Source organism: Klebsiella sp. SYXHC3 (genome assembly GCF_057196925.1).
In genome coordinates, this window is the sequence record NZ_JBXUNG010000001.1 from 594,651 (window position 1) to 608,529 (window position 13,879).

11 protein-coding genes are annotated in these 13,879 nt (G+C 56.8%); 4 read left to right on the forward strand and 7 right to left on the reverse strand.

Annotation, left to right across the window (positions count from 1 at the left end; genetic code table 11):
• The first annotated feature begins 338 nt into the window (after positions 1–338).
• Positions 339–1,337 (forward strand): type I glyceraldehyde-3-phosphate dehydrogenase, encoded by a 999-nt coding sequence (gene gap, locus AC2CGP_RS02905; protein WP_015366361.1) that lies wholly within the window; start codon positions 339–341, stop codon positions 1,335–1,337.
• A 41-nt stretch (positions 1,338–1,378) separates the two neighbouring features.
• Here the strand turns inward: gap and AC2CGP_RS02910 are convergent, their stop codons facing one another.
• The 7 genes from AC2CGP_RS02910 to AC2CGP_RS02940 form a co-directional block, all read right to left on the reverse strand.
• Positions 1,379–2,170, reverse strand: coding sequence for a YdcF family protein (locus AC2CGP_RS02910; RefSeq protein ID WP_484502248.1), 792 nt, complete (start codon positions 2,168–2,170; stop codon positions 1,379–1,381).
• 110 nt (positions 2,171–2,280) lie between these two features.
• A complete protein-coding gene (locus AC2CGP_RS02915; RefSeq protein WP_045361054.1) occupies positions 2,281–3,717 on the reverse strand; it encodes an amino acid permease in 1,437 nt (478 codons plus the stop codon).
• Between the two features lie 10 nt (positions 3,718–3,727).
• The gene (gene astE, locus AC2CGP_RS02920) at positions 3,728–4,723 is read right to left on the reverse strand and encodes a succinylglutamate desuccinylase (RefSeq protein WP_015366358.1); all 996 of its coding nucleotides are present in this window, start codon (positions 4,721–4,723) and stop codon (positions 3,728–3,730) included.
• Between the two features lie 10 nt (positions 4,724–4,733).
• A complete protein-coding gene (astB, locus tag AC2CGP_RS02925; RefSeq protein WP_047038387.1) occupies positions 4,734–6,074 on the reverse strand; it encodes an N-succinylarginine dihydrolase in 1,341 nt (446 codons plus the stop codon).
• Between the two features lie 22 nt (positions 6,075–6,096).
• Positions 6,097–7,563, reverse strand: coding sequence for a succinylglutamate-semialdehyde dehydrogenase (gene astD, locus AC2CGP_RS02930; protein ID WP_213759318.1), 1,467 nt, complete (start codon positions 7,561–7,563; stop codon positions 6,097–6,099).
• Positions 7,554–8,576 carry an arginine N-succinyltransferase gene (gene astA / locus AC2CGP_RS02935; protein ID WP_161801935.1) on the reverse strand — a complete coding sequence of 341 codons (1,023 nt, stop codon included), beginning with the start codon at positions 8,574–8,576 and terminating at the stop codon, positions 7,554–7,556. The genes astD and astA overlap by 10 nt, the downstream gene beginning before the upstream one ends.
• Positions 8,577–8,594: 18 nt before the next feature.
• On the reverse strand, positions 8,595–9,800 hold the full coding sequence (locus AC2CGP_RS02940) for a bifunctional succinylornithine transaminase/acetylornithine transaminase (RefSeq protein WP_042894614.1): 1,206 nt from the start codon (positions 9,798–9,800) through the stop codon (positions 8,595–8,597).
• 531 nt (positions 9,801–10,331) lie between these two features.
• Here AC2CGP_RS02940 and AC2CGP_RS02945 point away from each other — a divergent pair.
• From AC2CGP_RS02945 to AC2CGP_RS02955, 3 genes are all read left to right on the forward strand, one after another.
• The gene (locus AC2CGP_RS02945) at positions 10,332–11,606 is read left to right on the forward strand and encodes a Glu/Leu/Phe/Val family dehydrogenase (RefSeq protein WP_015366353.1); all 1,275 of its coding nucleotides are present in this window, start codon (positions 10,332–10,334) and stop codon (positions 11,604–11,606) included.
• Between the two features lie 184 nt (positions 11,607–11,790).
• Complete coding sequence (locus AC2CGP_RS02950; protein ID WP_015366352.1) at positions 11,791–12,222, forward strand: MarR family winged helix-turn-helix transcriptional regulator; 432 nt, start codon at positions 11,791–11,793, stop codon at positions 12,220–12,222.
• Positions 12,222–13,874 (forward strand): MFS transporter, encoded by a 1,653-nt coding sequence (locus AC2CGP_RS02955; RefSeq protein WP_015705599.1) that lies wholly within the window; start codon positions 12,222–12,224, stop codon positions 13,872–13,874. Before AC2CGP_RS02950 ends, AC2CGP_RS02955 begins: the two co-directional genes overlap by 1 nt.
• Positions 13,875–13,879: the final 5 nt, after the last annotated feature.

Sequence of the window (13,879 nt, forward strand, 5' to 3'; positions counted from 1 at the left end):
CCTCGATGTAGCTATATCCTTCTGCGCTTTTTCTAATTTCTGTTATTGTGATGTAGATCATATTTACCACTCAACGCCGCATGAAATAGCGAACAATGGTAGGCACTCTTTTTGTTGTGCTGTCGCGGTAAGAACATTGGAACCACCTCCGACCCGGCGTTATACTTCCTTCGCACCATCTGGCTCCATGTGACAGTTACTGAAGACGCTTCAGGCAGGTAACTTAGCAATAGAAACACCGCAGGTGCACTGCTAAGCCGCTGAAAGTAAATAGTTTACTCTCCCCGCTCTGCCTGAAGAAGTTTTAACGTATCAACTTCACCACCAGGAGAATATCCATGAGCAAACTTGGGATTAATGGATTTGGTCGTATAGGACGTTTAGTACTTCGCCGCCTGTTAGAAGTAAATAGCCCGCTGGAGGTCGTGGCCATCAACGATCTCACCTCACCGAAAGTCTTAGCCTACCTGCTTAAACATGACTCTAACTACGGTCCTTTCCCATGGAGCGTTGATTTTACAGAAGATGCGCTGATCGTTAATGGTAAAAAAATCACCGTTTATGCGGAAAAAGAGGCTCAGCATATTCCGTGGAAAGCCGCAGGCGCTGAGGTGATTGTTGAATGTACCGGTTTCTATACGTCGGCGGAAAAATCGCAGGCGCACCTGACCGCCGGCGCGAAGAAAGTGCTGATTTCCGCCCCTGCCGGCGAGATGAAAACCATCGTTTATCACGTTAACGACGACACCATGAGCCCGGATGATACCATCATTTCGGTTGCATCCTGCACCACCAACTGTCTGGCGCCAATGGCTAAAGTGCTCAACGATGCTTTCGGCATTACCGTGGGCACCATGACCACTATTCACGCTTATACCGGTACGCAATCGCTGGTGGACGGGCCGCGTGGCAAAGACCTGCGCGCCTCGCGAGCGGCGGCGGAAAACATTATTCCGCACACCACCGGCGCGGCAAAAGCCATTGGTCTGGTGATTCCGGAACTCAGCGGGAAACTGAAAGGTCACGCCCAGCGCGTGCCGACTAAAACCGGCTCAGTGACGGAACTGGTTTCCGTATTGGCGAAGAAAGTCACCGCTGAAGAGGTTAATCAGGCCATGAAAAATGCGGCGGCGAACAATGAATCTTTTGGCTACACCGAAGAGGAAATTGTCTCCTCCGACATTATTGGCAGCCATTTCGGCTCAATCTATGATGCGACTCAACTGGAGATCATGGAAGCCGGCGGCGTACAGCTCGTGAAAACCGTGGCCTGGTACGATAACGAGTACGGCTTTGTTACCCAGCTTGTCCGCGTACTGGATAAATTCGCGAAGTAAACTCAGAACCAGCGGATAGCTGCGGCTATCCGCCTTTCTCCCTACCCCAGCGTTCTGGCGTTCAGCGCCTCGCTCAATAGCGTATCTTCACGCAAGCATCGCCACGCCGCGCTAACATCGTGTGGGAAATCGACGTGGGTAATAAACCCTTTACCGTTGGGGCCATAACCCTGCGCGTTATCCAGCAGACGCGGCAGCTCGCCAAGCAGCAGCGCCAGATAACGCCCCACCGGCCACAATCCACTATCGTCTCCGCTGAATCTCAGGCCAGCAGCGCTGTTTTCAAGCCGCGGCGAACAACCGGGATAGCTCCACCACTGCGGCTGCGCCGGTGCCTCCTGCCAGACGCGGGCAAAGGTCGCCATCGTCCGACGCCGCATCGTCGGATCCTGAATCACCACGCCAGAGGAATGATCCAGCCCACGCTCTTCCAGTAACCGGCGGGTAAACCACGCGTTTTCGCCGCAGTTGGTTGAACGGTCTTCCACCACAATGCGATCGCGCGGAATTTGCCAGAATTGTTCGGCGATGTCCGCCAGGATATGCGATTCCGGACGCCCCTCTACCTGCAGCGCCTGATAGTGCGGATGCTTTTGTACGGCGTCGTAAAGAAAGGTCGTCGAATGACCAATACCGCCGCTTATCAATAGTGGAATCTGCCTCTGAGCCGCGAGCCGACAGGCGGCGTCAATGGTCGGGATCACCGCGTTACCGGCCAACACCGCAATCTGCGGCTGCGCATTCTGCGGCAAATCATCCTGCGCCAACCAGTCGCCGATGAGATTGGCCGCCGCTAACGTGTCGTGTGAAAGCGCCGGGAAATGCTCTGTCATACCCTTTCCTTCTTCTGTCCTGATCCAACAATGAAGTGTCGGGCGACATCATAAACCGCGCTACGGCGAAAAGGAAAATCCGGCAGCCACGCTTCAGCTGCCGGGTATCATCAGGCGCTGGCGTTATCCAATGCCAGTTGCCCTTCGCGCTTCTGTTTCACTTTCCAGAAGCACCATAGCGCGATAAACCACAGCGGCGAGGCCATCAGCGCCAGCAGCGTATCCGGGTCGAAAATCATAATGAAGATTGAGAAGGCGAAAAATAGCAGGCTCAGCCAGCACATCACCACTCCCGCCGGCATTTTGAATTTCGACCGCGCGTGCAGGTCCGGGCGTTTATGGCGATACACCAGGTACGCCACGAGGATCATACCCCAGCTGAAAACCACCATGATCGCCGCCAGCGTTGAAACGATGGTGAACAACGTCATCACGTTTGGCACCAGGAACAGCAGTAACGTACCGCTTAGCATGCAGAAGCAGGAGAACAGCAGGCTACGTACCGGAATGCGGGTATTACGCGATAGTATACGGAACTGCCAGTGCGCATGTTTTTCCACCGACAGGCCGTACAGCATGCGGGTACTGGAATAAACGCCGCTGTTCGCCGACGACATTGCCGACGTCAAGGCGACAAAGTTTATCACCGCGGCGGCGGCAGGTAGCCCGGCCTTGGCGAACAGGGTCACGAACGGACTGGCATCCGGCGAGACGCCCGGCCATGAAGCCACGGCAATAATCACCACCATCGACAGCAGATAGAAAATAATGATGCGCAGCGGCAGCGCGTTAATCGCCTTCGGCAGGATGCGCTCAGGATCGCGCGTTTCCGCCGTCATGGTGCCGAGCAGCTCAATACCGGTGAAGGAGAAGATCGCTATCTGGAAACCGGCGAAGAAACCGGTCACCCCGTGCGGCATAAAGGCCGTCGGGTCGGTGAGATGGCCTAACGAAGCCTTCACGCCGTCCGGCGAAGTCCAGCCGATAGCAATCATCCACGCGCCGGTTAAAATCAGCGCAATAATGGTGATGACCTTAATCAGCGCAAACCAGAATTCGGCCTCGCCGAACATTTTTACCGACAACAAATTAAACAAGAACAGAATCCCAAGCGTACTCAACGCGGGCATCCACGCCGACATCTCCGGAAACCAGTACTGCATATAGCTGCCGCATACCACCACGTCGGCGATACAGGTCACCACCCAGCTAAGCCAGTAGGTCCAGCCCAGATAGAAACTGGCCTGCGGGCCAAGATAGTCGCCGACGAAATCCGCAAACGAACGGTAATCCAGGCGGGTCAGCAACAGCTCCCCCATCGCCCGCATCACCATATAGGTAAAGAAACCTACCAGTAGATAGATAAGCAGAATGGATGTTCCGGCGACGGCGATGTTTCTGCCCGCCCCCATAAACAGTCCGGTGCCGATAGCGCCGCCCAGCGCAATCATCTGAATGTGCCGGGCGCCAAGGCCGCGTTTGAGCTGCGACGGGCACTCCCCGTCGGTGGCAGGATGAACCTGCCCCTCACGTTGATGTTCAGTCATGTTGATTCCTTCAAGCAGGCATGGAAAGGCTTGGCGCGGTAGCGGTCAGCAACAGCCCGGCGCGTTGACCGGCGGCGACGCCCGCATTCGGAAACAGGATGTAGGGGGCGTCGGCATTGACCACCCAGGTTTTCTGTGCCTGACGGGCGATTTCATAGCCTGCCGGCAGCGCGGTAAAGTTTTCAATTTTCGGGTCGAGATTAAGGGTAAAACCGTTCTCGCTCTTGATGATGCTCTGCTGCACCACAAAGTATTCGACCGGCGCTTTGCTCCGCGGCGGCATGATGCCGTCGGCGATCAGCGCGCCGATCGCCAGTTCGGTGGCGGCAAACAAGCGCAAATCATTTTCACCGAATGGCATCACTTTCCCCAGTTCCAGCGTGGCGCTTTGCGCGCCGAACTTCTCGCTGGTGAAGTGGGTAAAGGTGCCGCCCGGTTCGGTATGGCGCACGATGGCGTCCATACCACTGGCCTGCAACAGCTGATAAAAATCCGCGCTGTAGTCGCCATCATGAGCGGGGAGCAGCGCGAACTGCCGATATTTTGACCCGCGAATGGCGGTATGCAGATCGAGATGCGTGCGCGGCACCTTGCCGTGGGCATCGGCGCTACGGAAGAAGGCCTGTACGGCCATCTCCAGTTCAAAAGCGCGACGCGACTCGTTACCTGGCATCGCCGCCAGATGGCGGCCGCCAAACAGCCGGTTGAGATCGTTATGCAGATAGCGACGGCCGGCGCGAATGGCGGGCAGATTGCCGAACACCACCAGCAGCGCGTGGGTCAGCGGCTGCTCGCCCAGGCTTAATCCCTGCAGGATCTGCAGCAACATTTCAATCGGCGCGGTTTCGTTACCGTGCACCCCGGCGGAAAGCACCGTCGCCTGTCGCCATGACGTTTTTGGCAGCAGTTGCAGAATGCCATCGCCTAACCAACTGGCTTCGATAGTTGGCGGAAAGGTCCATGTCTGCAGTTTACAATGCAGTAAATCGTTGACGTTTTGTTCCATTCCCGGCCCCTTATCGCTGGAAGTCATAAATCGCGCCCAGATGTAAAATCTGCGTCAGCTCATCCAGCGCCTGATAAACCTCGCGCAGCAGCTGCGGGTCGGCGAGATCGCTGGCATGCAGGCGATCGCGATAATGCTTTTCAACCCACGCCGTCAGTTGCTGGTAGCGTTCGTCATTCATCAGGCTGTGAGTGTTGACCGCCGCACGCTCGGCATCGTTAAGCACCACCCGCAGACGTAAACAGGCCGGGCCGCCGCCGTTGCGCATGCTTTCACGTAGATCGAATGCCGCCACTTCATCGATAGGCGATGCGCTATCGGCGGCAAGAGCGGAGAGATAACGCCAGACGTTTTCACGCTGACGGCACTCTTCCGGCACCACGATCAGCATTTTGCCATCGGCTTTGCTCAGTAACTGGCTGTTGAACAGATAAGAGGCCACCGCGTCATCGAGGCTAACCTGCTCGTCAGGGACTTCAACGCTGGTGAATGGAATATTCAGCCTGGCGTTGCTCTCCTTCAGCGTTGCCAGCACCTCCCGCTGCTGCAGGAAGGCGTGCTGATGATGGAACAGCACGTGGCGGTTGCTGACGGCGATAACATCATTGTGGAATACGCCATGGTCGATAGCCTGCGGACTTTGCTGAGCGAATACGGTGTACTGCGGGTCGAGCTGATGCAGACGCGCCACCGCTTCGCTGGCCTCCAGCGTCTGGCGTGCGGGGTATTTAGCTGGCGCAATGCCGCCGCTGGCTCGCTTACCGTAGACAAAAAACTGCACGCCCTGGCGATCATAATCCCCACAGAAACGGTTATGGTTCGCCGCCCCTTCATCACCTAAATCGCCATGCTGCGGCAGCGCCGCGTGATGCGCGAAGTAACGCTCATCGGCGAAGGTGGCCCTGAGGATAGCCGAGGTGATCGGCGCTTCCTGCATGCGGTGCAGCTTATTGTTGAGGTTCGCCACCGTAAAATGCACTTTTCCATCAGCGCTATCGGCCGACGGCGACACGGTAGCGGCGTTGGCGGTCCACATCGAGGAAGCGGAGCTAAAAGCCGATAATAACTGCGGGGCCTCTTTGGCCGCACGCTGGATCACCTGCTCATCGCTGCCCTGAAAACCAATGCTGCGCAGCATCGTCATATTTGGCCGCGGCTGCGGCGGCAGAATGCCCTGTACAAAGCCACGATCGGCCAGGGTCTTCATCTTATAAAGCCCTTGCAGCGCCGCCTTCTTCGGGTTAGATAAACCGTCACGGTTGTTTTGTGACGCTTCGTTGCCTACCGACAACCCGGCGTAGTGGTGCGTTGGCCCCACCAGGCCGTCAAAATTCGCTTCAAATCCAGACATAGTGTCCTCACAAAAACGGTTATCAGAATGGCAGACCTGGCGACGTCGTCGCCGGAAGCGTCAGCGTTTCGCTGACCAGAGAAGCCATCGGCCAGGCGCAATAATCGGCGGCATACCACGCCGAAGCGCGATGGTTGCCGGAGGCGCCGACACCGCCGAATGGCGCTTTGCTGGAGGCTCCGGTGAGCGGTTTGTTCCAGTTAACAATCCCGGCGCGCGCTTCATCGGCCAGCTTGTCGAACAGCGCCTGGTCGGCGGAAATCAGCCCCACCGCCAGACCGTAGCGGGTGTTATTGGCGATCGCGATCGCCTCATCGAACTGGTCATAACGAATCACGGTCAGCAGCGGGCCGAAGTACTCTTCATCCGGCACCGCGATCCCGGTAACATCGATAATTCCCGGCGTCAGCACGGTTGAGCGCGGATCAGGCTGGCTCATGCGCAGCAGCACTTTGCCGCCTAGTGCTTCCAGCTTCGACTGCGCCGCCAGCATGCCCTGCGCGGCGGTTTGCGAAATTACCCCGCCCATAAACGGCTGCGGTTCGGCGTCCCATTTACCGGCGCGGATCTGCCGGCTGGCAGCAATCAGTTGTTCAAGTAGCGCATCGCCCTGTTGGCCGCGCGGGACCAGTAAACGACGCGCGCAGGTGCAGCGCTGCCCGGCGGAGATAAAGGCCGATTGAATAATCACGTTCAGCGCCGCAACTCTATCGACAACGTCGGCCACGATCAGCGAGTTATTGCCGCCCATCTCCAGCGCCAACATTTTCTCCGGCTGGCCGCCGAGGTAGCGGTGGAAATGGAAGCCAGCGGCGGCACTCCCGGTAAACAGCACCCCGTCGATATCGCGGTTTTCCAGCAGCGCCTGGCCGGTATCTTTCGCCCCCTGCACCAGGTTTAGCACCCCATCCGGAATCCCGGCCTGCTGCCATAGCTGAACGGTGAGTTCCGCGGTCGCGGGCGTCAATTCGCTCGGTTTAAATACCACGGTGTTACCGGCGATCAGCGCCGGGATAATATGGCCATTCGGCAGATGCCCCGGGAAGTTGTAAGGGCCAAACACCGCCATCACGCCGTGCGGCTTATGGCGCAGCAGCGCTTTGCCGTCCGGCATAGCGGACTCGCGATAACCGGTACGTTCGGCGTAGGCATCAATGGAAATCCCGGCTTTGCCGATCATCGCTTGTACTTCGGTGCGGGTTTCCCACAGCGGCTTGCTGGTTTCACGGGAAATTAACGTCGCCAGCGCCTCTTTATTCTCTTCCAGCAGCGCCGCGAAACGCTGAACCACGGCAATGCGTTCGCTTAATGGGCGATGCGACCAGCCATAAAACGCCTCGCGCGCGGCAGTACAGGCGGCCTGCACGTCGGCCGCGCCGGCGCTGCTCGCCTGCCATAAAATAGACTGGTCTTCCGGCGCCAGCTTGGTTAACGGCGCGCCTGCGCCCTGCTGCCACTTACCTGCTATAAACTGTGCGTTTACCGCCATGATCTGTTTTCCTCTGGATTGAGTGTCACCGCGTGAACCCGGTCGGTGGCATTGACCTGCAGGGCGTCCAGCGCCTGCTGATCGAGTGCTCCCGGCGTCTCTTGCGCGATGAGGACCGCGCGGAAATTATCAAACTGTCCGTTGGCGACGATGGTTGGCGTCGCCTGCGGCGTCATGAGTTGCAGCGCCGGCAGCGAATAGCTCTCTCTGATAGCACGAATATTATCGGTTTCAGCTTCCAGTACCGGGCCGGCATCGAAGATGTCGACGGACCCGCGCCAGCTAAACCCCTCTTTTTCGAGAATAGCCCGCGCCGGCGCGGTGTTAGCATGAACCTGGCCTATCACCTCGCGGGCATCATCCGGCAGCAGCGAGATGTAAATCGGGTAGGCCGGCATCAGTTCGGCGATAAAGGTTTTCATTCCTGTACCGGTGAGGCGGTCGGCATCGGCGAAAGGAATGTCGAAAAAGTGGTGCCCCAACGCATCCCAGAACGGCGAATTCCCCTGCTCGTCGCTGCGCCCGCGCAGCTCGGCGAACAGATGCGGTGAAAACCACTCGCGGAACGCGGCAATAAAGACAAACCGCGCTTTGGAGAGCAACAGGCCGTTGCGGTTCTTCTGGTACTCCGGGTCAAGAAACAGGGTACAGAGTTCGCTGTGGCCGGTATGGTCGTAGCTTAAATTGAGCAATTCCTGATGCTTGTAAACCCCAAGCTCTTTGGATGCCCGTACCGTCTTCTGAATACGAAAATTGTAGAACGGTTCGTCGAGCCCCACCGCGACCTCAATGGCGCTGACGCCGACAACCCGGCTCAGTTCGGTATCTTCCAGAACAAACAGAAACCCCTGTTCGCCGCGCGTCAGCTTGCCGGCAAAGGTCTCCACGCTGCGTTTGATCCGTGCGGCGAGGCGCACGGCATCATTCGGCAGCGAAGTCATTCCCACGCCCGCCCGGGAGGCCAGGCGGACAATATCATCGAGGTCGTTTTCCCGTACGGGACGAAATAACATCATAGGCCGTCTCCCGGATTAGCTGGTTAAGCGGGCGACGGCGCGCTCAAGGCGCACAAAGGCTTCATCAATATCCGCCAGTGGAATATTGAGCGCCGGGGCGAAACGCAGTACGTCCGGCCCGGCTATCAGCGCGATCAACCCCTCTTCCGCCGCCAGATTGGTCAGCGCTTTGGCTTTGCCGCGCAGATGGCTTGCCAGTTCGGCGCCAATCAGCAGCCCCATTCCGCGCACGGCGCTAAAGACATCATATTTGGCGTTCAGCGCATTGAGTTTATCGACGATAAGGGTATGGCGTTCGCCCACGCCCGCCAGCAGCGCACTATCTATTTGCGCCAGCACGCTATTAGCGACGGTCGCCGCCAGCGGGTTGCCGCCGAAAGTCGTGCCGTGAGTACCCGGCTGGAACACCTGCGCCCAGGCCTCTTTCGCCAGCATCGCGCCAATTGGGAAGCCGCCGCCCAGCCCTTTCGCGCTGGTGAGAATATCCGGAACCACGTTGTAATGCTGGTAAGCATACAGTTGGCCGGTACGCCCGGCGCCGGTCTGCACTTCATCAAAAATCAGCGTTGCTTCATGCTTATCGCACAGCTCGCGCAGCACCTGCAGGAATTGCGGATCCGCCGGCATGACGCCACCTTCGCCGATAATCGGCTCGACGATGACCGCGCAGGTGCGGGAAGAGAACGCCGCTTTCACCGCGTCGATGTCGTTATACGGCAGATGGGTGATGTCCTGCGGTAATGGCGCATAGTCGCTGGAATACTTCGGCTGTCCTCCCACGGTGACGGTAAACAGAGTGCGGCCATGGAAAGAGTTTTTGAAGGCGATAATTTCGCTCTTGTCAGCGCCGAATTTGTCGTGCGCATACTTGCGCGCCAGCTTCAGCGCGGCTTCGTTGGCTTCAGCACCGGAGTTACAGAAGAAAATTTTATCGGCGAAGGTCGACTCCACCAGGGTTTTCGCCAGCTGCAGCACCGGTTCGTTGGTATAGCCGTTGCCGATGTGCCACAGCTTATCCAGCTGCGCTTTCAGCGCGTTAGCCAGCGCCGGATTCGCATGACCCAGCGCGTTAACCGCAATGCCGCCAGCCACGTCAATGTACTCTTTACCCTGCTGGTCCCAGACGCGGGAGCCCGCCGCTTTCACCGGGATAAACGGCGCGGGAGCGAAACACGGAACCATATAAGCATCAAAATCTTCGCGAGTGATACTGCCTGACATAACAATTCTCCGGAACGAGGATCGGCGGCATAAATTGGCCAATCGTGAATAGTCGAATTTAACAATTTCCCTTTAGCCGTTTTCAGGGCGCACACGTCCCGCTGCGATGACAAATATTTTCACCACAACTGAAATAAGCCATTTTATTTGTATGGATATATGTTAATTCACGGTTAATACCTTGTGTATTGCGTGAGCTAATGCTGGGCCCTGACGAGCAACAAAGTCAATACAACCATGAATCATTTTATTCACTTTTAGAGGATCATCAAGATAATGAAAAATATGAAAAAATTATTTCTATATTCACTTATCTGCATAAAATATGCATATCAATGCATGACATGCAGGCACCTGGTCGTGCTTATTTATTCAAATGCAACCCCAAAAAACTAACAAAAATGTAAAATTCGGAATAGCCGTCAAATACTGGTTTATAAAATTGGTGATAACATTCATCACACAGATTTTACTGCTGTACCTATTCCACGGTTTTACACGACACAAATAACATTGAGATACAGGACTCTTATGGAAAAGTTATCTTACGCATCTGAAAGTAGTACATCTCCATGGACCACTTACCTGCGCCAGATCGACCGCGTCGCGCCGTATCTGGGCGACCTCGCCTACTGGGTGGAAACTCTGCGTCACCCGAAACGCGCGCTGATCGTTGATATTCCAGTACAGATGGATGATGGCACCATCCGCCATTTCGAAGGCTATCGCGTACAGCACAATCTATCGCGTGGACCGGGTAAAGGTGGTGTTCGCTACCATCCGGATGTCGATCTTAACGAGGTAATGGCGCTTTCTGCCTGGATGACCATTAAGTGCGCCGCGGTCAATATTCCTTACGGCGGAGCCAAAGGCGGCATCCGCGTCGACCCGTTCTCACTGTCTGAAGGCGAGCTGGAACGTCTGACTCGTCGCTATACAAGTGAAATCGGCATTATCATTGGGCCACAGAAAGATATCCCGGCGCCGGACGTTGGCACCAACGGTAAAGTGATGGCGTGGATGATGGACACCTACTCCATGAATCACGGCACCACTATCACCGGCGTGGTTACCGGTAAGCCGATTCATCTCGGCGGTTCGCTGGGCCGTGAAAAAGCCACCGGCCGCGGCGTCTTCGTCACCGGTCGTGAAGTGGCTCGTCGCAACGGGATCGAAATCGAAGGCGCGAAAGTGGCGCTGCAAGGTTTTGGTAACGTCGGCAGCGAAGCCGCTCGTCTGTTTGCAGACGTTGGCGCGCGCATTGTCGTGATCCAGGACCATACCGCGACCCTGTTCAACGAAGGCGGCATCGACATGCAGGCGCTGACCGCATGGCAGGCCGAGAACAAGAAGATTGCTGGTTTCCCGGGCGCGCGTGAAATCGCCAAAGAAGATTTCTGGACCACCGAGATGGATATCCTGATCCCGGCGGCGCTGGAAGGCCAAATCACCCGTGAACGCGCGGAAAAAATCAGCTGTAAGCTGATCCTCGAAGGCGCCAACGGCCCGACCTATCCGGACGCCGACGACGTGCTGGCCGACCGCGGGGTGATCGTGGTTCCGGACGTTATCTGTAACGCCGGCGGCGTGACCGTCAGCTACTTCGAATGGGTGCAGGACATGGCGAGCTTCTTCTGGAGCGAAGAAGAGATCAACGCCAAGATGGACCGCATCATGACCGATGCTATTGTTCACGTCTGTGATAAAGCCGCCGAGAAAGCGTGTTCTCTGCGTACCGCGGCCTACATCGTCGCCTGCGAGCGCATTCTGCTGGCGCGTAAAGATCGCGGCATCTATCCGGGCTAATGTCCAGGTAATCCATATACGAAACCCGGGCTCGCCCGGGTTTTTTATTTTTTTCTCCACGTGCCAGCCTGCCTTTCCCACAAAAAACGCACATTGCGTTAACCTATTTTTATCTTCGTGACTTGAAATCAGTAAATCCCCGCGCCTAAAATCATTAGAGCTCTAATGATTTTGCAGGCGGAACATGGATAACCGACAGCTTAACTTTTCCCATCTCTTATACTTAACCGCGCATCACTGGCGGCTGGCGGTTAACCGGCGGTTAAAAAATCTAGGCATGAGCCAGGCGTCATGGGTGGCGGTGTCAGCCATTGCCCGCAACGAGCAGCCCCTCTCGCAAAGCGAACTGGCGCAGGAACTGGGTGTCGAAAGCGCCACCATCGTCCCGCTCATTAACCGCCTGGTCGAACTTGAACTGGTGGAGCGCGTTAAGCCTGACAGCGATAAACGTAAGCGTCTGTTGGTTGCCACCGCCAAAGGGATGGCGCTTTTCCATCAGGTGAAAGCGGTCGCCGACGACCTGCGCGAGGAGATCCTCACCGCCATTACTCCGGAAGAGCGTGAGCAAACCCACCGGGTACTGGAAAAGCTGCTGCACGAGGTGGAAAAGAAATAATGCCTCGTCGCGAAGCTAATCCTTATGTGCCCCACGACTGGGCGCCGCATGAAAAACCGGCGATGCTCGGTTCGCCGTCGACGCCGATCCACAGTACGCCGAAACGCGTCGCTTATGGCATCGTCGGGCTGCTGGTGTGCCTGACCGGCGCGCTGGGTAACGCCGTCGTTACCGCCAACCTGCAGCTGCTGCAGGGCACTTTTGCCGCCTGGTCGACGGAAATCGCATGGCTGCCGGCGGTCTACGTTATGACTAACGTTTCCATCAACCTGCTGCTGGTGAAATTTCGCCAACAGTTTGGCCTGCGCGCCTTTACCGAAGGCTTCCTGGTACTGTATGTACTGGTCACTTTCTTCCACCTGTTCGTCAACGACCTCAGCTCGGCAATGATGGTGCGCGCGGCGCACGGCATGGTGGCAGCGGCGTTGAGTTCACTGGGAATTTACTATCAGGTGCAGGCCTGGCCGGCGCGCCACCGCCTGAAGGCGTTGACCATCGGTATCACCGGATCGTCGCTGGCGATCCCGCTGGCGCGTCTGTTCTCGACCGAACTGCTGCAGATTGACGAATGGCGCGGGCTCTACTTCTTTGAGCTCGGCCTGGCGCTGGTGTCGCTGGCCTGCGTCATCGCGCTGAAACTGCCGCCAAGCGACCGCAAAAAGGTGTTTGAGAAGAAGGACTTTATTACCTTCTTCCTGCTGGCGCCCGGTATGGCTTTAGTCTGCGCGGTCCTGTCGCTGGGCCGTCTGGACTGGTGGTTTGAGGCGCCGTGGCTTGGCTGGTCGCTGGCGGGAGCGGTGGTGCTGATCGTTTCGGCTATCGCCTTCGAGCATAATCGCACTAACCCGCTGCTTAACACCAAATGGCTTTCCAGCGGCAGTATCCTTCGTCTGGGACTGATTATGTTGCTGATTCGCATCGTGCTGGCGGAACAGAATACCGGGGTCATCGGTTGGCTGCAGTACGTCGGCTTGCAAAACGAGCAGATGACCAACCTGGCATGGTCGATTTTCGCCGGTATCGTCTGCGGTATCGTCGCCAGTTGCCTGACGCTTAACCCGCAGCGCCTCTACTGGCCCACCGCGACCGCGCTGGCGTTGATTATGATTGCCTCCTTGCTTGATAGTCAGTCCACTGCCCTGACCCGTCCGGAACAGTTGATGTTCAGCCAGTTTTTACTAGGCTTCGGCAGCGCCTTCTTCCTTGCGCCGGCCATGCTGGCGGGAATTGGCGGGGTGATTGCCGACCAGCGGAATCTGGTCAGCTTCTCGGTACTGTTTGGCATGAGCCAAAATATCGGCGGCCTGCTCGGCTCAGCTATCCTCGGTACTTTTCAGACCTGGCGCGAAAAATTTCATTCCAGCCAGTTGGCCGATCAGATAACCACGCTAAACCCGCTGATCGTCGAGCGACTGCAGCAGTATAGCCAGATGTACCAAAGCCAGATTGGCGACAGCACGCTATTGAACGTGCAGGCTACCACGCTGCTGCAAAACGCCTCGACGCTACAGGCCAATATTCTCGCCTACAATGACACTTATCTCCTGACGGCGGCGATCTCTGCCGCAACGCTGGTGTGGATTTTCTGGCGCTTAATCAGATTGCGAATCACCGCCCGTATCGCGTTAAAACGCGCAACCGGCAACAAATAATAAGA

Bases quoted from the DNA above. Each gene is read 5' to 3' on its own strand.
- AC2CGP_RS02955 (WP_015705599.1), top strand. From the start codon at position 12,222: ATGCCTCGTCGCGAAGCTAATCCTTATGTGCCCCACGACTGGGCGCCG.
- astD (WP_213759318.1), bottom strand. From the start codon at position 7,563: ATGGCGGTAAACGCACAGTTTATAGCAGGTAAGTGGCAGCAGGGCGCA.
- AC2CGP_RS02950 (WP_015366352.1), top strand. From the start codon at position 11,791: ATGGATAACCGACAGCTTAACTTTTCCCATCTCTTATACTTAACCGCG.
- gap (WP_015366361.1), top strand. From the start codon at position 339: ATGAGCAAACTTGGGATTAATGGATTTGGTCGTATAGGACGTTTAGTA.
- AC2CGP_RS02910 (WP_484502248.1), bottom strand. From the start codon at position 2,170: ATGACAGAGCATTTCCCGGCGCTTTCACACGACACGTTAGCGGCGGCC.
- AC2CGP_RS02940 (WP_042894614.1), bottom strand. From the start codon at position 9,800: ATGTCAGGCAGTATCACTCGCGAAGATTTTGATGCTTATATGGTTCCG.
- astB (WP_047038387.1), bottom strand. From the start codon at position 6,074: ATGTCTGGATTTGAAGCGAATTTTGACGGCCTGGTGGGGCCAACGCAC.
- astA (WP_161801935.1), bottom strand. From the start codon at position 8,576: ATGTTATTTCGTCCCGTACGGGAAAACGACCTCGATGATATTGTCCGC.
- AC2CGP_RS02915 (WP_045361054.1), bottom strand. From the start codon at position 3,717: ATGACTGAACATCAACGTGAGGGGCAGGTTCATCCTGCCACCGACGGG.
- astE (WP_015366358.1), bottom strand. From the start codon at position 4,723: ATGGAACAAAACGTCAACGATTTACTGCATTGTAAACTGCAGACATGG.
- AC2CGP_RS02945 (WP_015366353.1), top strand. From the start codon at position 10,332: ATGGAAAAGTTATCTTACGCATCTGAAAGTAGTACATCTCCATGGACC.